Source organism: Herbidospora sp. RD11066 (assembly GCF_054661255.1).
Genome location: NZ_BAAGDO010000014.1, coordinates 88,444 through 106,121, shown reverse-complemented (window position 1 = coordinate 106,121; position 17,678 = coordinate 88,444). Strand labels below are relative to the sequence as shown.

The following is a 17,678-nucleotide window of genomic DNA, read 5'->3' as shown; positions in this document are numbered from 1 at the left end:
GTGTTCTAGTTTCGCGTTATGAAGCTGGGACTCAACCTCGGTTACTGGCAGCGCACCCCCTCTGACGCGACCGCCCTCGTCCAGGCCGCCGAGCGGCTCGGCTACGACTCCGTGTGGACGGCCGAGGCCTACGGCAGCGACGCCTTCACACCCCTGGCCTGGTATGGCGCGCGGACCTCGCGGATCAAGCTGGGCACCTCGGTCGTGCAGCTCAGCGCGCGGACCCCGGCCGCGACCGCGATGACCGCGATGACGCTCGACCACCTCACCGGCGGTCGGCTGCTGCTCGGGCTCGGGGCGTCGGGACCCCAGGTCGTCGAGGGGTGGTACGGGACGCCGTTCGCCAAGCCGCTGGCCCGGACCCGGGAGTACGTCGAGATCATGCGCAAGATCTGGCGGCGGGAGGAACCCGTTACAAATAACGGCCTGCACTACCCGCTGCCGCTGCCGCTCGGCAAGCCGCTGAAGCTCATCACCCACCCGCTCCGCCCGGAGATCCCCGTCTACCTGGGCGCCGAAGGGCCGAAGAACGTCGCGCTGGCCGCCGAGATCGGTCAGGGCTGGCTCCCGCTGTTCGCCATCCCCTCCCTGATCGAATCCATGTACGGGGACGCGCTCGCCACCCGTACACGGGAGTTCGACATCGCCGCCATGGTCATGGTGCTGATCACCGACGACGTCAGGGCGGGCCTGGACGTGGTCAAGATGATGCTCAGCCTCTACATCGGCGGGATGGGGTCGTCCAAGCGGAACTTCCACGCCGACATCATCGGCCGCATGGGCTTCGCCGAGGAGGCCGCCCACATCCAGTCCCTCTTCCTCGACGGCCGCAAGGACGAGGCCTTCGCCGCCATCCCGGACGCGCTCGCCGACGGGATCTCCTTGATCGGCCCGCCGGGACGGATCAAGGAGAGGCTGGCACCATGGCGGGACAGCCCGGTGACGAGCCTGCTCGTCATGGGCCCCAGAGACGAGGACGACCTGCGGACGATCAGGGACCTGGTCGTCGAATAGGAGGCTTGACCAGGTGTTATCCAGGCTGGTGGCGGTCGCGATGCTGGTGCTGGCGCTCACCGGATGCACCGAGGAGCTCCCGCCCCGGACCGACCCGCCGACCGGCCCGATATCGAGCCTCCCGCCCGGAGCCACCGTGCTGCCGGAGCCCGAGATCGACGCGATGCTGCGCGGCGCCGACCCCGTCGACCTGCCGCTCACGCTCTACATGATCCCGATGGACGGCCTGGCCGACCTGGAGCTCGCCGTCGAGCAGGCCCTCTTCGTCTGCATGCACGAAATGGGGCACACCGGCTTCGAGAAGGGCGTGACCAGCGACTGGACCCCGGAGTCGTTCGTGGAGAGGGAGGAGGTCGAGTACCTCGACCCGGCCCGCGCCGCCGAGATGGGCTACCCCCGCCCGGCCCTGAACCCCGACCTCGTGAAGAAGGCCGCGGCACGTCCCTCGCGACAGGTCACCCAGCCGGAGGGCGAGGACTGGCCGGACTGCGAGAAGAACGCCCGGTCGCACATCTACGTCTCGCCCGGCCCGCCGGTCGATGTGCGGGTCCTGGTCGACTCGACGAAGGCCGCCGCCATGGCCGACAGCAGGATGCGCGAAGCCGTCGACGGCTGGCGGGTGTGCATGGGCAAGCAGGGCTTCGCCTACCGGTTGCCGTCCCTGCCTCGGGAGAACCCCGCCTGGCGGTCCCGCCCGGCCGGCCAACCGGCGGGCGAGGAGGAACGCCGGACCGCGCGCACCGACGCGGAGTGCCAGGAGGAGGTCAACCTGGCCGGGGTGTACAAGACGCTGCGGGCGGCGTACGAGACCGAACTGCTGCGCCTGCAACCGGACGAGATCGAGACCGCGCGCCAGGTGACGAGCGAGTGGCTGGATCGGGCCCGCATGGTGCTCGGGGGCGCCTGACTCACTCGGGCCGTTCGGACCAGCCGGACTCCAGGAAGGCGATCTTGGTTCCCTGCTTGGCGGGGATCATCATCGTGCCCTCCGGGGTGTCGGCCTGCTGCTCGTCCTCGCCGTCGTAGACGTAGGCGAGGAGTTTCGCGCTGGCCGGGTCGACCACGAGGGTGTGGTCGCCGGTCGGGTCGGTGATCGAGACGCCCGGCCTGTTCAGGGGGTCCTTCGAGGTCTCGTCCAAGCGCAGGCCCTTCTGGTCGGCGAGGATGCGGAACAGGGTGGCCCGGGTCGGGTTGGCGGCGGGTCCGGCCAAGAGGTGGCGGGCGGCGCCGAAGACGAACGCCCCCGCGTCCTCGCCCTCGGGCCGGGCCTCGTCGAGCCACTTCTGGAGGGCGGCGCGGTCGGCGGGCAGCCGCTCGATGTCCGCCTGCCTGACGGACTTGGTGCCGATTCCCCAGGCCAGGACCATGTTGCCGAACGTCCGGTCTTTGGTCGCCTCGGGGAGCCCGGGCTTCCCGGCGGTGCGCCACGTGCTTTCGGTCCGGTCACTCGCGAAGGTGACCCGCACGTCCCGGCCGGGCCGGGTGCGGCCGCCGCGCCCGTCGTACCAGATCTCGTCGGTCCACCCGACGATCACGCCGTCCAGGGGCGCCGCGAAAGTTCGCGTCTTCTCGTGCCAGTACGTCCCCTTTTCCGCGGGCGTCCTCTCCCACGTCGCGGCCCCGGCCAGCAGCACACTCCGCGCGGTCAGCCTGGTCATCGTGGTCTCGACCGGCTTCGGCGGCGCGGTGACGGTGGCCGGCGGCGTGAACACCGCGAACGCGGCGGCGGCCGCGAGCAGCCCCGACGCGACCAGCCAGGGAGTCCTTCGCCTGACAGGTTTCGCGGCGAAGGCCCTGCGCAGGTCCTCGGCGCGTCTGGCCTGGTAGGACCCCTCGGTCACGTCGTCGGGACGCAGGCTCTTCACGAGGTCGTCGATCATGATTGCTCCTGGAGGGTTCGGGGGCGCAGGGCCTCGGTGAGGCGGCGACGCGCGCGGTGGAGGCGAACGGTGAACGTGCCGGTCGCGCAGCCCGCGATCTTCGCGGCCTCGCGTGGCGCCAGGCCGTACCAGCTGGTGAGGATCAGCGCCTCGGCGTCGGCCTCGGCCATGGCGGCGAGCGCGCGCAGCGCCGTCTCCCGCTCGGTGACCTGGTCGGCGACATCAGGACTGTCGTTCACGGACAGGTGAGCGAGCAGCCGTTCGGCCCGGATGCCCGAGTCGCGCTGTTTGCGGAGCAGGTTCCTGGCCACGCCGAGCAGCCACGGCAGCGGCTCCGGCGGCAGGTCGGCGAACCGGCGCCAGGCGATCAGGAAGGTCTCCCCCGCGACGTCCTCGGCCGCCGGCCGGTCGGCGCGCAGCAGCGCGTAGCCGAGCACGGCCCGGTAGTGCGCGTCGTAGAGGTCGGTGAATCGTGTCTCTGGATCGTCCACACCCAGTAGTCCCGCCAGTGGAGCCCCGATTACACATGCCATCATTCCGGGGTGAAGGTGCTGATAGCCGACGATCAAGAGCTGGTCCGCACGGGCTTTCGCATGATCCTCGACGCGCAACCCGACATCGAGGTCGTGGCGACCGTGGCCGACGGAGCGGCGGCGGTCGCGGAGGCCCGGCGCCTGCGCCCCGACGTGTGCCTGCTCGACATCCGCATGCCGAAACTCGACGGCATCGAGGTCACCCGCCTGCTGGCCGGCCCGGGAGTGCCCGACCCCATGCGGGTCGTCATCGTCACCACGTTCGACCTCGACGACTACGTCTACGGCGCCTTGCGCGCGGGAGCCTGCGGCTTCCTGCTGAAGGACAGCGGCCCCGCCCTGCTCATCGAGGCGGTCCGCGCCGCCGCCGCAGGTGACGCGCTCGTTTCCCCTTCGGTGACGGTACGTCTCCTCGCCCACCTCGCCCGTCCCCGCCAGCCGGTCAGTACCCCCGAATCACTGACCGATCGCGAGCTCGACGTGGTCCGGTTGGTGGCCCGTGGCCGGACCAACCAGGAGGTCGCCGCCGAGCTGTTCGTCTCGCTGTCGACGGTCAAAACGCACATGGCGAGCGTCCAGTCGAAACTGGGCCTGCGGAACCGTGTGGAGGTCGCGGCGTGGGCCTGGGAGTCCGGTGTCGTGAGTTGACCGGATTAGCGGAGGTTCTCCCTGGAAACGATCGGGTCAGGTAACACCGGGGGGAGAGTTCCGTGCGCACGCCACAGAGATCCGCGTTCGGGGTTTATGCCGCGCTGACCAGCCAGATCACCTCCTTCGCGGCCCTGGTGACCTTCGAGGAACTACGCGGCCGCGACCTGGCCCAGCAGATAGCCGTCTTCGGCGGCGACCCGAAGGCGCCAGGAGCTCAAGAGGTGATCGGCGACGTGACCGTCTTCGCCGTCCTGGTCATGGCCGTGGTCGTGACGACCTTGTTCGCCGCGGCCACCTATCTGTCGTGGCTCTCCAGGGCGGCCCGGGTCGGCAAGCTCAAGGCGACGGCCGCGTGGCTGATCCCCGGAGTGAACCTGGTCGCCCCGATGATCCTCGCCGACCAGGCGTGGCGCGAGACCCGCAAGGAGTCCCGCCTGCGCTGGCTGCTGCTCCTGGGCGGCTGGTGGGCGGCCGGCCTGACGACCGTCTGGCTCATCGCGGAAAGCCACGCGGTCCACACCAACCTCACGGGCCTGAGCCTCCGCGAACTCACGGCCGCGGCGATAACGGCGGCACTGTGCGCGGCAACGATCTGGGAGGTCTCCTCCCCGCGAACGATCCGCGTCCTGAGCCGTCAGACGATCGCGACGATCTCACCGTCGTCGAAGTAGATCGCCTGGCCGAACCGCCCGCCGAGTGCGGCGACGTAACGCGCCAGGGCGTCACTCCCGGAGACCGCGCCCTGCTCGATCTCCGAGATCCGCTCTTCGGTGACGCCCATCCGATCGGCGATCTGTTCTGCCGACATTCCCCGCGACCGCCGGATCTCGGCGAGCCGGTGTCCGCGCACGTGGGCGAGGAGTTCCTCCTTGCCGGCGGCTACGGCCTCTTCTCCCCCGGCCCGTTCGACCATCTCGGCCCGGATGTCCCGCCATCGCACGTATCCCCGCATGCGTGTTCCCTTTCATAGCCGGTACTCCCAGCCAGGTTGCCAGGCGAAAGGGGCTGTCACGAGGGCTTTCAGGTCGGCGCTGGTGAGGAGGTGGTCGAGGGCCCAGCGGTTGGCCGAGTGGGCGATCACGAGGAGCCGGGTGCCCTCCCATGCCGACAGGTCGCGGAGGAAGTCGGCGGTGGCGGTGACCACGTCGCGGTAGCTCTGGCCGCCCGGGAAGGGCACGTCGAGGTGGCGGGCTCGCGGGAGATGCGCCGACGGGGTGCCGGTGAGGGCGCCGTAGTCGCATTCGCGCAGGCGGGCGTCCCGGTGGATCGGGAGGGGCGTACCGGCGAAGGCGATCGCCGCCGTCTCGACCGCGCGGTGCAGGTCGGAGGTGAACACCGCCGCGATGCCGTCGTTGGCGCGGCGGCGTCCCAGGTCGAGGGCCTGCTCGCGTCCGGCGGGCGAGAGGTCGCCGGGGTGCCAACCTGTGGCGATGCCTGACTCGTTGTCGGTGGTGAGGGCGTGGGTCTCGTAGACGATCTCGATCATGCGACCTTTCCCGAACTGCCCATGCTGGCGTGCCAGAGCACTCGTTGCGGTTCCTTCACGCCCAGGTCGGCGTAGGGCGACAGCTCGTAGCCGTTCTCGTAGGTGATCTTCTTGCCGCCGATGGTGCCCCGGCGTTCTTCCGGGCGGTCCGCGAGGAGGTCTCGGACGGCTTCGGTGCCCTGGGTGCGCCACAGCCGGTCGAGGTCGGTCAGGTTCCAGGCGTGGACGGCGCGCATCGAGATCCCCCTACGGCCCGTACGCCGGATCACTCCCCGCGCCACCATCAGCCACGAGCCGAACACCGTCGCCGCCGTGTGGGCCTGGACCGACTCGAAGAAGGTCAGGTCGATGGGGCCGGTCGAGTCGTCCAGGGTCGTGAAGATGACGCGCTGGCCCGAACGGACGGCGGGCGTCTGGGTGGCCACCTTTACCCCGGCGACCAGGATCTCCGCGCCGTTGCGTTGTTTCAGCAGGTCGCGGGCTCGTACGACACCGATGGCGTCGAGGAAGTCGTCGTGGAAGGCGATCACGTGGCGGGTGACGTCCAGGCCGAGGACACTGAGCTCCGCTTCCACCGCTTCGGCCTCGCTCATCTCCGGGAGTTCACCCGGGACCACGTGGTCGGCGAAGTTCATCGGCAGCTGGCCCGAACCCTGACCGCCCGTCCGGTCGAGGGCGCCCACCTGGGCGAGGAGGTCGCGGCGGGTCAGGCGGCCGGGGCGCCAGCGGGGTTCGCCGGGGCGCAGGTCGTGGACGGCGTCGAGGCCGCCGACCTCGATGACGTGTTCGGCCACCGGGCGCGACGGGCGGGCGCGGTCCCAGAAGTCGGACATCGAGACGTAGGGCTGGCCGGCGATCATGCGGTCGACCTCGGCCGTGCTGATGCCCTTGATGGCGGAGAAGGGGACCCGCAGGCCGTACCCGCGACCGAAATGCGGTGGTTCTCCGGAAAGGACTCCGAGCTTCTCCACGCGCCAGTCACGGGCGGAGCGGTTGATGTCCAGGGGCAGCACTTCCACCCCGCACTGGCGGGCTTCGTCCAGGATGACGCGGTTGGGGTACATGCCCGGTTCATGGGTGAGGACTCCGGCGAAGAAGGCGGCCGTGTGGTGGCGTTTCAGCCACGCCGACTGGTAGGTGGGCAGGCCGAACGCCGCCGCGTGGGCCTTGCAGAAGCCGAAGGCGCCGAACGCGTCGAGGATCCGCCAGGTCTCCTCGACCGTCTCGGTGTCGAACTCGGGGAGCACGTTCATCTCCCACCAGGTTCTGACCCGGGTGCGGCGGTCGGGGGAGGACAGCGAACGGCGGATCTTCTCCGCCATGGACAGGCCGCAGCCGGTCATGATGTCGACGATCTTCAGGACCTGTTCGTGGAAGACGACGACGCCGTTGGTCTCGGCCAGAGCCTCGCGCAGTGCCGAGTGCGGGTAGACGGCCCGGCGGAAGCCGTGCCGGGACTCCAGATAAGGAGTGATCATGTCGGAGTTGACCGGGCCGGGGCGGAACAGCGAGATGTCCACGATCAGGTCGTGCATGGTGCGGGGTTCCAGCTTGGCGACGAGTTCGCGCTGGCCGGGCGACTCGATCTGGAAGCAGCCGATGGTCCGGCTCTCGCGCACCATGTCGTAGGTCGCCGCATCGTCGTGCGGGGCCGCGTCGAGGTCGATCGCGACGTCGTCCACGCGGCGGATCTCGTCGAGCGCGTAGGCCATCGCCGACTGCATGCGGACGCCCAGCACATCGAGCTTGAGCAGCCCGGCGTCCTCGACGTCGTCCTTGTCGAACTGGGACATCGGGAACTCCAGCAGGCTGCGCTCGACCGGGGTGCGGCCGCGCAGGCCCATGTTCCCGACCAGCACGCCGCACGGGTGCAGCGCGATGTGCTTGGGCAGGCCGTCGAGGCGTTCGGCCAGGCGGAAGACGGTCTCCAGCGCCCGGTCGTTGAGGCCGCTGTCGCGCAGTTCGGGCAGGTCGTCGAGGGCCGCCCGAATCTGCTTGGCCCTCACGTGGGGGAAGGCCTTGGCGATGGCGTCGATCTCGTGGGGCGGCAGGCCCATCGCGGCGCCCACGTCGCGGATGGCGCTGCGGGCCCGGTAGGTCTCCATCATCGAGACGCAGGCGACGCGCGATTCTCCGTACCGATCGAGGATGGCGCGGTAGCAGTCGAGGCGGCGGGCCGACTCGACGTCCACGTCGATGTCGGGCAGGCCGACGCGGCCCTCGGACAGGAAGCGCTCCATGAGGAGACCGTGCTCCAGAGGGTTCACCTCACCGATCCTGATCAGGTAGTTCACCAGGCTGCCCGCGCCCGAACCCCGGATCGCGCACCGGACGCCCATGCCGCGGATCATGTCGGTGATCCCGGCGACGGCGACGAAGTAGCCCGACAGGCGCTTCTTCTCGATGATCGCCAACTCGGAGGCCAGCCGGTCGCGCGCGTCCCTGGAGGACCCGAGGCCCCGGTCGAGCAGGCCGTCTTCACAACGGTGCCGCAGCAGCGGGACGGGGTCGCTCCCGATCTCCGGGAGGTGGACGACCGGGTCGACCTCGTCGATGAGCGGGACGATCTCGACCGGGTCGAGCACGCACGCCTCGGCCGCGCGCCGGGTCACGCCGAGCAGCCGGGTCGCCCGCGCCCGGTCTCCGCCGCACACGCGCAGGGCGACGTGCTCCATCTCTTCCGAGGATTTCAGGTACGCGTGCGACGAGGTCTCCACGTGCCTTCCGTGCAGCGGTACGAGTTTGCGCGCCGCGTCCAGCACGTTGCCGATCTGGTAATCGGCCGGGTCGAGGTGCCTGACCGCGTTGGTGAGGATCGCGGGCAGGCCCAGGGAGTCGGCCAGGGCCAGCAGGTGGGTGGCGGTGTTGACGTCGCGGTAGCCGTACAGGTCGACGATCTCCACGGCCGCGCCCGGGACCGCGGCGCGCCAGCGCTGGAGCAGGTCGCGGGCCTGCTGGTCGCGGCGGGCCGCGACCGCGCGGCCGACCTCCGAACGCGGGCCGAGCAGCACGATCAACCGGCCGTCGGCGGCGTGCCGGCCGATCATCTCCATCGTGACCCGGGGTTCGCCGCGCTCGCCCGCGTAGTGGGCGGCGGTGACCAACCGGCACAGATCGCCCCAGCCGTCATGTCTGGCCAGAACCACGACGCGGTCGTCGTCATCGGACATGGCCAAATCGACTCCGACGACGGCCTTGATGCCCGCCTTGTGACAGGCCCGGACGTGTTTGATCGCGCCGTAGAGGCCGTCGCGGTCGGTCAGCGCGAGGGTGTCCATGCCGTGCTCCGCCGCCCGCGCGACCAGCGCGGAAGGGAAGGCGGAGCCGTAGCGCATCGAATAGGCGGAGGCCACGTGGAGGTGCGGGAACGTTCCCATCAGTCCCACGCCCGCAGCAGCAGCCACGCGTCGGTCGCGGTGTCGAACCGCAGTTCATAGGTGCCCGACTGGGCTTCCACCCGCCAGAAGCGGCGTTCGCCCGGGTCGGTCTCCGAGGTCTTCCACCATTCCCTGGCGACCACCCAGTGGTCGAGGGTCTGCCGGACCACATAAAGCCGGTCACGCCAGACGAACCGAACAGGCTGGCCGTCTCTGACCCAGACCTCGATCGGATCGCCATAGAGTCTGCTCACGGACCTTCTCCCGATGGCTCCCAGTTACCTGTGATCGCCACCCGGGGGAAGGGCGGGCGGTGCTGTATCGAACATATGTTCTCAGCGCACTGAACGCAAGTTCGAACGTCAGGGTATGACGTAGTTCATTTCGGCTGGTTTCTGTACGGTGGGTCACCGTGGCGAACGAACCTCAGCAGATAGGGCCCTATCGCATCACCGGCCGCCTCGGCCGGGGCGGTATGGGCACCGTCTACCTCGGCCAGGACGAGTCCGGCCGCAAGGTCGCCGTCAAGGTGATCAACGCGGAGTACAGCCAGAACGAGAACTTCCGGGTGAGGTTCCGCCGTGAGGCCGATTCGGCCCAGCGGGTACGCCGTTTCTGCACCGCCGCCGTGCTGGCCGCCGACCTCGACGGCGAGCAGCTCTATGTCGTCACCGAATACGTCGACGGCCCCAACCTCGAACAGGCCGTGGAGAAGTCCGGCCCGCTGACCGGGTCGAGCCTGGAGGCCCTGGCGGTCGGGGTGGCCACCGCGCTGACCGCGATCCACGCCGCCGGGATCGTGCACCGCGACCTCAAGCCGTCCAACGTGCTGCTCTCGCCGGTCGGCCCCCGGGTGATCGACTTCGGCATCGCCCGCGCGCTCGACACGTTCGGCGGGGTCACCCACACCGGCGAGCTCGTCGGCACCCCCCGCTACATGGCCCCCGAGGTGCTGCGCGGCGAGACGATCTCGCCCGCCTGCGACGTGTTCTCGTGGGGCTGCCTGGTCGCGTTCGCCGCCAGCGGCAAGGCCCCGTTCAACGGTGAGGCGCTGCCCGCCGTGATCTACCAGGTGCTCAACGCCGAGCCGGTGCTCGACCACCTCGAACCGCAGATGCGCCAGCTCGTGCTGGCGGCGCTCGACAAGGACCCGCGCAACCGGCCGACCGCCCAGCAGCTCCTCGACAGCATGGTCGGCCGGGTCACCCCGGAGATCGCCCAGCACACCGTGGCGGAGACCTGGAAGCAGAGCGCCCCGACCCTGCGCCGGCACACGCCCAACCGGGGCCGCCTGATCGCCGGGGTCGCGGTGGCCGCGGCGGTCGCGGTCACGGCGGGCGTCATCGGCGTGCGCGCCCTGGCCGGTCCGGGCGGCCCGCCGGAGAACCTGGTCCGCATCTACCAGGAGGACTTCACCAACAACGGCGACTGGTCGGGCACCTACGACCCCGACAACGGTTCCCTCTACGGGTACACCCCGCAGGGCACCTACGCGCTCGACCTCAACACCGACAACCCCGAGGGCGTCGTCCCCGCACCGATCCCGTTCGTCGCGGTGCAGAAGGACGACCCGGGCCCCTCGCCCACCCCGGTCACCCCGCTCAACCTGCTCCTCACCGTCTTCGTCGAGGCCAAGGAACCGGTCGGCACCGGCGAATACGGCCTCTTCTGCCGCGGCTCCGACAACAACTACAAGCCCAGCCGGTACGAGTTCCTGCTGACCAGCTCGGGCGAGGCCCGCATCCGCCGGGTCTCCGGGGGCTCCGGTGGCGTCGTCGCCAAGAGCGCCGTCGAACTGCCGGAGGGCAAGAACAGCGTGGTCGCCTCCTGCGAGCCCGGCGCCGACAAGACCGTCACACTGACCATGTGGGTGAACGGCAACCAGGTGGCCACGGCCATCGACAACAACGGCCTGGCCACCGGCGACGTCGGGGTCATCGGCCGGGTCCAGGCGGACGGGGAGTCGTCGATCAAACTGGCCTTCGACGACTTCGAGCTCAGAGGCCAGCTCAACGGGTAGGACAGGCGCCATGCGAGCGATCATCGTCACCACACCGGGCGGATCTTCGGCTCTCGACCTCGCGGAGGTGCCCGACCCCGTCCCCGGGGCGGGCGAAGCGCTGGTCGAGGTCGCCGCCATCGGCGTCAACTTCATCGACGTCTACCACCGCGAGGGCCGCTATCCCCTCCCCGCCCCGTTCACCCCGGGTTCCGAAGGAGCCGGTACGGTCGTCGCCACCGGCCCCGGCGTCACCGAGGTCGCCGTGGGTGACCGGGTGGCCTGGGCCAACGTGATCGGCAGCTATGCCGAGAAGCAGGTCGTCCCGGCCGCGAAGCTGGTGCCGGTCCCCGAGCCGCTCGGCCTCGACCTGGCCGCGGCGGTGCTGCTCCAGGGCATGACCGCCCACTACCTGACCCACTCGACCCACACGATCAAGCCGGGCGACGAGGTGCTGATCCACGCCGCCGCCGGGGGCATGGGCCTGCTGCTCACCCAGATGGCCAAGATGCGCGGCGCCCACGTGATCGCCACCGTCTCCTCGGAGGCCAAGGAGAAGCTCGCCCGCGCGGCGGGCGCCGACGAGGTCCTCCGCTACGCCGACGTCGCCGCCGGCGTGCGGAAACGCTGTCATGTCGTGTACGACGGCGTCGGCGCCGCCACCTTCGAAGATTCCCTGGCGGCCCTGCGCCCCCTCGGCCTCTTAGCCCTCTACGGCGCCGCCAGCGGCCCGGTCCCGCCGTTCGACCTGCAACGACTCAACCAGGCGGGCTCTCTGTTCGTCACGCGTCCGACCCTGGGTCACTATGTGGCGACCCGTCCTGATCTGCTGGCACGGGCCGGAGACGTCCTCGGCTGGGTGGCCGACGGCTCGCTCGACGTGGCGGTCTACGACCGTTACCCGCTGGCCGAGGCCCGGCGGGCCCACGACGATCTGGAAAGCCGCCGGACGACCGGCAAACTGCTCCTCATCCCCTGAATTAGGTTGGAAAACGTGAACCAGACGGCGTTCGTACTCGGTGGCGGCGGGGTTCTCGGCGCCCACGAGGTCGGCATGCTGCGCGCCCTCGCGGAGGCCGGGATCAAGCCCGACCTGATCGTGGGCACCTCGGTGGGGGCGCTGAACGGGGTCGTGCTGGCCGCCAATCCGGTGGACGCCGTCGACCGGCTCAGCGAGCTCTGGAGCTCCCACATCGTCCGCACGGCGTTCGCCGGGTCGTGGATGACCCGCCTGTCCACCCTGGCCCGCACCGGCACCCACCTCCACCCGATCGACCCGCTGCGCCGCCTGCTGGGCGGCCACCTGCCCGAGACGTTCGCGGACCTGGAGATCCCGTTCCAGTGCGTGGCGGCGTCGATCCAGAAGGCCCGCGCCCACTGGTTCACCGAGGGTCCGCTCGCCGACGCCGTGCTCGCCTCGTGTGCCGTCCCCGGCCTGCTCCCGCCGGTACGCATCGACGGCGAGCACTTCGTCGACGGCGGGCTGGTCCACAGCATCCCGGTCGGCCGCGCGGTCGCCATGGGGGCCACCCGCATCTTCGTCCTGCACGTCGGCCGCATCGAGAGGCCGCTCGAACCCCCCGCGAAGCCGTGGGAGGTCGGCCTGGTCGCCTTCGAGATCGCCCGCCGCCACCGCTTCGCCGAAGAGATGGCCTCGCTGTCGGACGACGTCGAGGTCCACGTGATGCCCGCCGCCTTCGGCGGCCGCCCCGGCCTGTCCGACCTCCGCTACCGCGACGCCTCCCGGATCGCCCGCCACGCGGGCCGCGCCTACGAGGCCTCCGCCGCCTACCTGGCAGATCTATGAACTAAGGAGGTCGGTCATGCTCCCTCCCCGGATCGTCCGGCGGCTGATCTTCGCGCCGCTGGTGATCGTGCTGACCGTCGCCGTCATCGTCACCCTGCCGGTCTGGCTCGTCTTCGGCCTCATCGTCAGCCTCCGGCTGCCCCCGCCCCGGCGGCGCGGGATGCGGCTGGTCGTGTTCGCCGTGGTGTGGCTCGCGCTCGAGTCGGCCGCGCTGATCGCCAGCCTGGAGCTGTGGGTCGCGTCCGGCTTCGGCGGCCGCCTCCACGACGCGAGCCACCAGGAACGCCACTACGCCCTGATCCGCTGGCTGCTGACCAACGTCTACAACGCGGCCGTGGCGATCTTCCGCCTGTCGGTCACGATCGACGAACCGGCGCTGACCGGGGAGGAGCTCACCCGGCGGCTGACCCGCCCGATCATCGTGCTGTCCCGCCACGCGGGCCCCGGTGACTCGTTCCTGCTCGTCTACCACCTGCTGGCCCGCTACCAGCGGCGTCCCCGGATCGTCATGAAGGCGGCGCTCCAGTTCGACCCGTCGCTCGACGTGGTGATCAACCGCTTGCCGAACGCCTTCGTGCCGAAGAAGGTCGCCGAGAGCGGGATCATCGCGGAGATCTCCCGCCTGGCCTCGGACATGGACGCCGACGACGCCCTCGTGATCTTCCCCGAGGGCGGCAACTTCACCCCGGCCCGCCGCTTCCGCGCCATCCGCCGCCTGCGCGAACGCGGCCTGCGCGCCGAGGCGGCCCGCGCCGAACGCCTCGACCACCTGCTCCCACCCCGCCCCAACGGCGCGATAGCGGCCATGACCGCCTGCCCCGAGGCCGACGTGATCTTCGTCGCCCACACGGGCCTCGACGACCTGATCACCCTCGGCGACATCTGGAACCACCTCCCGGAGGAGGCCCGCATCACGGCCAAGTGGTGGCGCTGGGCCGCCGAGGACATCCCGAGAGACAGAGAAGCCCAGATCACCTGGCTCTTCGACCAGTGGACCGCCATCGACAACTGGATCACCGCCCAGAAGGCGTTAGCCGCGAGCGAAGCCGAAGCGAAACAAGGCCATTCGCCGCGATGAACGGGAACGGATCCCGCCGGAGGCTCAGCGCTCGGGCGGTGGGCGCCTTCTGTGGTGGCGGCGTGCCGTGGTGAGCAGGGCCACGCCGATGAGCAGGCCCACGGTCGCGACGGCCGCCGTCGCGGCGATCACGACCATCGGGGGCCTCCCGGGGGGATGACCGCCCTCGATAGATCGGCGCCCTTGGTGATCAACTCCTTGAGCGCGTCGGTGTCCATGTGGTGTTCGATCAGGTCGCCGATGGCGTCGAGGCGGGCTTCGCGCAGGCGGGCGAAATCGACGTCGCTCTCGACCGGCAGGCCGATCTCGGTGAGGAAGGCGCGGCGGAAGCCGTCGTTCTCCAGCGCGCCGTGCCAGGTGGTGCCCCAGACGTTGGCCCGGTGGCACCCGTCGAGGAACGGTTCGGTGCCCGGGGCGGGGGTGACGATGCCGTGGTGGATCTCGTACGCGGCCACGCGGTGACCGTATGCCGACCCCGTCGGCCTGGCCAGCACTTTTTCCTGGACGAACCGGACTGTGGCCGGCAGGAGGCCCAGCCCCGGCACCTCTCCCACCTGCGACTCGACGTCGTCGTGGATGGTCTCGGTGAGCATCTGGTAGCCGCCGCAGATCCCCAGGATCGGGCCCTCCCGCCGGGCCAGGGCGTCGGCGATGCCGCGTTCCCTCAGCCAGGCCAGGTCGCTGACGGTGGCACGGGAGCCGGGCAGGATGACCAGGTCGGCCGTGGAGATCCCGTTCGGTGAGGTGACGAACCGGACGTTCACCTCGGGCTCGGCGGCGAGGGCGTCGAGGTCGGTGAAATTGGAGATGCGCGGATATTTCACGACCACGACGTTGATGTGGCCGTCGCCGGTCTCCGGGCGGTTGTCCAGCGCGAGGGAGTCCTCGACGTCCATCCACAGCCCGTCGAGCCAGGGCAGCACCCCGTAGACCTCGCGGTGGGTCAGGCCGCGCAGCATGTCGAGGCCCGGCTCCAGCAGTTCCTTCGCGCCCCGGAACTTGTTGATCACGAAGCCGGAGATGAGCGCCTGGTCGTCGGGTTCCAGCAGCGCGAGCGTGCCGAAGAGGTGCGCGAACACCCCGCCCCGGTCGATGTCGCCCACGACGATGACCGGCAGGCCGGCCGCCCGCGCCAGGCCCATGTTGGCGATGTCGTTGGCCCGCAGGTTGATCTCCGCCGGACTGCCGGCGCCCTCGCAGACGACGACGTCGTATTCGGCCCGGAGCCGGGCCAGCGACTCCAGCGCGACCGTCTTGAGGTGCTGCTTCATGGCCGGATAGGTGAGCGCGTCGACGTCGGCCAGCGGCCTGCCCTTCACCACGACCTGGCTGCGGCGGTCGCTGCCCGGTTTGAGCAGCACGGGGTTCATGTCTGCGGTCGGCTCGATGCCGCACGCGGCGGCCTGGGTCGCCTGCGCCCGGCCGATCTCGGCGCCGTCGGCGGTGACGTAGGAGTTGAGCGACATGTTCTGCGCTTTGAAGGGCGCGACCTTCACCCCCTGGCGGGCCAGCCAGCGGCAGATCCCGGTCGTGACGACGCTCTTGCCCGCGTCGGAGGTGGTCCCGGCGACGAGCAGGGCGCCTTTCAAGCGAACCTCACAAGAGTCGATCGGGCGAAATCGGGAACGCGGCCGCACGTCGCGACGGTCATTTCCGCCTGGCCAGGACCGCCAAGGCCGCCGCCGCCCAGGCCACCCGCCGGGCCAGCGTTACAGCTCGCGAAATATCAGCCTTCGTCGGCTTGGGGCCGTCGCCGAGCTCGGGGCGGTGTTCCAGGCGGCCGCCGTAGTCGTTGACGCCGCCCAAGGTCACGTTCAGGGCTCCTGCGAAAGCTGCTTCGCATTGACCGGAATTGGGACTGGGGTGGCGGGAGCCGTACAGAAAAACGGCTCTGAGGGTGGGCACGACGCGACCGGAACACAGCGCGGCGAGCAGCGCGGTGAGACGGGCGGGAATGTAGTTGGCCACGTCGTCGAGGCGGGCGGCGGCCCAGCCGAAGCGCTCATAGCGGGGTGAACGGTGACCCACCATCGCATCGAGGGTGTTGATCGCCCGATAGGCCAGCAATCCGGGCACGCCCGCGACCGCGCCCCAGAAGAGAGGGGCGACCACGGCGTCGGAGGTGTTCTCGGCGACCGACTCGACGGTCGCGCGGGCCAGCTCGTTTTCACCCAGATTGCTCGGGTCACGCCCGCAGAGGTGCGGCAACCTTTTCCGGGCGGCGGCGAGGTCGTCGTCGGCCAGGTGACGGGCCATGTTCGCGCCCTCGCGGGCCAATGTGGTGCCGCCGAGGACCGCCCAGGTGGCGGCGGCCGTGATCACGGTCTTTTTCGGGAGCAACGCCCCTAAAGCCGTCACGGAGCCGACGCAAACGGCGGTGAAGATCAATCCTCTGGTACGTGAGTCGCGATAGACCCGCCGTTCCAGCTCGGTCGCGGCGGATCCGAACAGCGCCACCGGATGTCCCCGCCGGGGATCTCCGATCAATGCGTCCAAAGCCACCCCGAGCGCGATCCCCCGCGCTTCTTCCCCCATCACGGACGCATTCTCTCCTATCGGAGGAAACGGTGCAGATCCTCCTCATTCGCATCAAGCCACGCGGCGGCTCTGCGAATGCGCTGCCCGGCGCCCGACTCCCACATGACCGCCCAGCCGCCGCCGTCGGTCTCGGCCTTGCGCTTCATCGCCGTGTACGACCGGTCGAACCGCAGCCGCGCGGTGGGCAGCAGCCTCAGCCTCTCGGCGGCGCTCAGCCCGTAGGCGTCGGCGAACAGCCGGATGCGCCGCCCGGCGTCGAGGCCGGGATGGTCGCGGTCGACCGGATCGGCGATCGGCGCCCAGTGACGCAGCGTGGTCACGACGTCGAACAGCCGCGACACCGGCCGGGCCATGTCGAAGTCGATCAGCGCCACCGGCAGCCCGTCGCGGAACACCACGTTCTCGGGCGTGACGTCGCAGTGGCCGACCACCTCGGGCTCGGCGTCGTCGGCCGACCCGGTCTCCCAGATGGCGCCGGGCGGCGCCCGGAACCCGGCGACCGCGTCGTGGTAGCGCCGCTGGAGCCCGGCCAGCTCGACCAGAACCCGCTCATCAGCGGGAAAGGGCCGGCCCGGAACTTCGCCGTGGACGAAGGTCAGCACCTCCCGCCCCAGCTCATCGATGCCCAGCACCCGGGGCGCGGCGTCGAACCCGGCCGATTCCAGATGACGGAGCAGGGCGTGGACGGCGGACGAAGAGGCCTTCAGCGGGCGGCGGACCGTGTCGCCGACCCGGACCACGCCTTCGGTGACATCGCCGCCGGACAGCGGGACTTCATCGGCCCGCGACACAACGAACATGCGACTTGAGAGTACTGGAACCGGGTTCGGACGGCACTGGAAAAACCCGTGATCGCATGCTACGGAGCGTGACTACCGTCGGGTAGGCTCGCCGCAAGCAAGGGCTTGATCGTTTGAGTCACTGCGCTGCGAAGGGACCCGGACACGAAATGTCTCTCCCGTGAACGCCAGGTGGGTCGTGCCCACGTCGAGCGCCGCTGCCGCCGCGGGATCATTCGCGATGGCACCGGAGGACTCCACCGGCCTGTTTCTCGCGGTCGCCCTCGGAGTGGCGGCCGTGCTCGCGATATTGCTGGTCGTCGAGGCGTCGGCGGCGACGTTCTCCGAGAAGCACAGCGCCAGGGCCTTGAAGGTGCTGGCATTGCTGTTCGGCCGGGACGAACCGGCCGAACCGCCAGAAGAGGAGATGTCCGATGGCGCGCCCTGAGGGATTCGAACCCCCGACCGGTGGATTAGAAGTCCACTGCTCTATCCGACTGAGCTAAGGGCGCTCAGTGCCCCATTCTGCATGATCC

The 17,678-nt window shown here is 70.2% G+C and carries 18 protein-coding genes and 1 tRNA gene; 9 read left to right on the top strand and 10 right to left on the bottom strand.

Annotated features, from left to right (window positions below; genetic code table 11):
* Positions 1 to 18: 18 nt before the first annotated feature.
* Positions 19 to 1,014, top strand: coding sequence for an LLM class F420-dependent oxidoreductase (locus ACYQ78_RS36550; protein ID WP_459805561.1), 996 nt, complete (start codon positions 19 to 21; stop codon positions 1,012 to 1,014).
* 13 nt (positions 1,015 to 1,027) lie between these two features.
* Complete coding sequence (locus ACYQ78_RS36545; protein WP_459805560.1) at positions 1,028 to 1,921, top strand: hypothetical protein; 894 nt, start codon at positions 1,028 to 1,030, stop codon at positions 1,919 to 1,921.
* A gap of 1 nt (position 1,922) precedes the next feature.
* Here the strand turns inward: ACYQ78_RS36545 and ACYQ78_RS36540 are convergent, their stop codons facing one another.
* Together ACYQ78_RS36540 and ACYQ78_RS36535 are read right to left on the bottom strand one after the other, a co-directional pair.
* Positions 1,923 to 2,894 (bottom strand): hypothetical protein, encoded by a 972-nt coding sequence (locus tag ACYQ78_RS36540; RefSeq protein ID WP_459805559.1) that lies wholly within the window; start codon positions 2,892 to 2,894, stop codon positions 1,923 to 1,925.
* Positions 2,891 to 3,385, bottom strand: coding sequence for an RNA polymerase sigma factor (locus ACYQ78_RS36535; RefSeq protein WP_459805558.1), 495 nt, complete (start codon positions 3,383 to 3,385; stop codon positions 2,891 to 2,893). Before ACYQ78_RS36535 ends, ACYQ78_RS36540 begins: the two co-directional genes overlap by 4 nt.
* A gap of 51 nt (positions 3,386 to 3,436) precedes the next feature.
* On the opposite strand from ACYQ78_RS36535, the gene ACYQ78_RS36530 reads away from it, so the two are divergent.
* Entirely contained in the window at positions 3,437 to 4,075 is a 639-nt protein-coding gene (locus ACYQ78_RS36530; RefSeq protein WP_459805557.1) for a response regulator, read from the top strand.
* Positions 4,076 to 4,137: 62 nt separating this feature from the next.
* The gene (locus ACYQ78_RS36525) at positions 4,138 to 4,749 is read left to right on the top strand and encodes a DUF4328 domain-containing protein (RefSeq protein ID WP_459805556.1); all 612 of its coding nucleotides are present in this window, start codon (positions 4,138 to 4,140) and stop codon (positions 4,747 to 4,749) included.
* Here the strand turns inward: ACYQ78_RS36525 and ACYQ78_RS36520 are convergent.
* From ACYQ78_RS36520 to ACYQ78_RS36505, 4 genes are read right to left on the bottom strand one after another with little or no spacing between them, the layout of a single operon-like run.
* Positions 4,713 to 5,030 carry a helix-turn-helix domain-containing protein gene (locus tag ACYQ78_RS36520; protein WP_459805555.1) on the bottom strand — a complete coding sequence of 106 codons (318 nt, stop codon included), beginning with the start codon at positions 5,028 to 5,030 and terminating at the stop codon, positions 4,713 to 4,715. The genes ACYQ78_RS36525 and ACYQ78_RS36520 overlap by 37 nt on opposite strands.
* Positions 5,031 to 5,042: 12 nt before the next feature.
* Positions 5,043 to 5,564: a histidine phosphatase family protein gene (locus ACYQ78_RS36515; RefSeq protein WP_459805554.1), complete on the bottom strand. Its 522-nt coding sequence runs from the start codon at positions 5,562 to 5,564 to the stop codon at positions 5,043 to 5,045.
* Positions 5,561 to 8,941 (bottom strand): DNA polymerase III subunit alpha, encoded by a 3,381-nt coding sequence (locus ACYQ78_RS36510; protein WP_459805553.1) that lies wholly within the window; start codon positions 8,939 to 8,941, stop codon positions 5,561 to 5,563. Before ACYQ78_RS36510 ends, ACYQ78_RS36515 begins: the two co-directional genes overlap by 4 nt.
* Positions 8,941 to 9,195 carry a DUF6504 family protein gene (locus ACYQ78_RS36505; protein WP_459805552.1) on the bottom strand — a complete coding sequence of 85 codons (255 nt, stop codon included), beginning with the start codon at positions 9,193 to 9,195 and terminating at the stop codon, positions 8,941 to 8,943. Before ACYQ78_RS36505 ends, ACYQ78_RS36510 begins: the two co-directional genes overlap by 1 nt.
* 158 nt (positions 9,196 to 9,353) lie before the next feature.
* On the opposite strand from ACYQ78_RS36505, the gene ACYQ78_RS36500 reads away from it, so the two are divergent.
* From ACYQ78_RS36500 to ACYQ78_RS36485, 4 genes are read left to right on the top strand one after another with little or no spacing between them, the layout of a single operon-like run.
* The gene (locus ACYQ78_RS36500; protein WP_459805551.1) at positions 9,354 to 10,961 is read left to right on the top strand and encodes a serine/threonine-protein kinase; all 1,608 of its coding nucleotides are present in this window, start codon (positions 9,354 to 9,356) and stop codon (positions 10,959 to 10,961) included.
* 10 nt (positions 10,962 to 10,971) lie between these two features.
* Positions 10,972 to 11,919, top strand: a complete 948-nt coding sequence (locus ACYQ78_RS36495) for a quinone oxidoreductase family protein (RefSeq protein WP_459805550.1) — start codon at positions 10,972 to 10,974, stop codon at positions 11,917 to 11,919.
* 15 nt (positions 11,920 to 11,934) lie between these two features.
* On the top strand, positions 11,935 to 12,747 hold the full coding sequence (locus ACYQ78_RS36490; protein WP_459805549.1) for a patatin-like phospholipase family protein: 813 nt from the start codon (positions 11,935 to 11,937) through the stop codon (positions 12,745 to 12,747).
* A 16-nt stretch (positions 12,748 to 12,763) separates the two neighbouring features.
* Positions 12,764 to 13,825, top strand: a complete 1,062-nt coding sequence (locus ACYQ78_RS36485) for a 1-acyl-sn-glycerol-3-phosphate acyltransferase (RefSeq protein ID WP_459805548.1) — start codon at positions 12,764 to 12,766, stop codon at positions 13,823 to 13,825.
* Positions 13,826 to 13,953: 128 nt separating this feature from the next.
* Here ACYQ78_RS36485 and ACYQ78_RS36480 read toward each other — a convergent pair whose 3' ends face one another.
* Genes ACYQ78_RS36480 through ACYQ78_RS36470 form a run of 3 tightly spaced genes read right to left on the bottom strand, consistent with a single transcriptional unit; the run spans position 13,954 to position 17,163 of the window.
* Positions 13,954 to 15,414 (bottom strand): cobyric acid synthase, encoded by a 1,461-nt coding sequence (locus tag ACYQ78_RS36480; RefSeq protein WP_459805547.1) that lies wholly within the window; start codon positions 15,412 to 15,414, stop codon positions 13,954 to 13,956.
* A 58-nt stretch (positions 15,415 to 15,472) separates the two neighbouring features.
* Positions 15,473 to 16,360 (bottom strand): cobalamin biosynthesis protein, encoded by an 888-nt coding sequence (locus ACYQ78_RS36475; protein ID WP_459805642.1) that lies wholly within the window; start codon positions 16,358 to 16,360, stop codon positions 15,473 to 15,475.
* 17 nt (positions 16,361 to 16,377) lie between these two features.
* A complete protein-coding gene (locus tag ACYQ78_RS36470; RefSeq protein ID WP_459805546.1) occupies positions 16,378 to 17,163 on the bottom strand; it encodes a phosphotransferase in 786 nt (261 codons plus the stop codon).
* Between the two features lie 160 nt (positions 17,164 to 17,323).
* On the opposite strand from ACYQ78_RS36470, the gene ACYQ78_RS36465 reads away from it, so the two are divergent.
* Entirely contained in the window at positions 17,324 to 17,590 is a 267-nt protein-coding gene (locus ACYQ78_RS36465) for a hypothetical protein (protein WP_459805545.1), read from the top strand.
* Here ACYQ78_RS36465 and ACYQ78_RS36460 read toward each other — a convergent pair.
* Positions 17,578 to 17,654: transfer RNA gene (locus ACYQ78_RS36460), tRNA-Arg, on the bottom strand. The genes ACYQ78_RS36465 and ACYQ78_RS36460 overlap by 13 nt on opposite strands.
* Between the last annotated feature and the right edge of the window lie 24 nt (positions 17,655 to 17,678).

Coding starts and splice junctions, on each gene's coding strand:
- ACYQ78_RS36550 (WP_459805561.1), top strand. CDS start 19: ATGAAGCTGGGACTCAACCTCGGTTACTGGCAGCGCACCCCCTCTGAC.
- ACYQ78_RS36510 (WP_459805553.1), bottom strand. CDS start 8,941: ATGGGAACGTTCCCGCACCTCCACGTGGCCTCCGCCTATTCGATGCGC.
- ACYQ78_RS36485 (WP_459805548.1), top strand. CDS start 12,764: ATGCTCCCTCCCCGGATCGTCCGGCGGCTGATCTTCGCGCCGCTGGTG.
- ACYQ78_RS36495 (WP_459805550.1), top strand. CDS start 10,972: ATGCGAGCGATCATCGTCACCACACCGGGCGGATCTTCGGCTCTCGAC.
- ACYQ78_RS36540 (WP_459805559.1), bottom strand. CDS start 2,894: ATGATCGACGACCTCGTGAAGAGCCTGCGTCCCGACGACGTGACCGAG.
- ACYQ78_RS36475 (WP_459805642.1), bottom strand. CDS start 16,360: ATGGGGGAAGAAGCGCGGGGGATCGCGCTCGGGGTGGCTTTGGACGCA.
- ACYQ78_RS36515 (WP_459805554.1), bottom strand. CDS start 5,564: ATGATCGAGATCGTCTACGAGACCCACGCCCTCACCACCGACAACGAG.
- ACYQ78_RS36520 (WP_459805555.1), bottom strand. CDS start 5,030: ATGCGGGGATACGTGCGATGGCGGGACATCCGGGCCGAGATGGTCGAA.
- ACYQ78_RS36470 (WP_459805546.1), bottom strand. CDS start 17,163: ATGTTCGTTGTGTCGCGGGCCGATGAAGTCCCGCTGTCCGGCGGCGAT.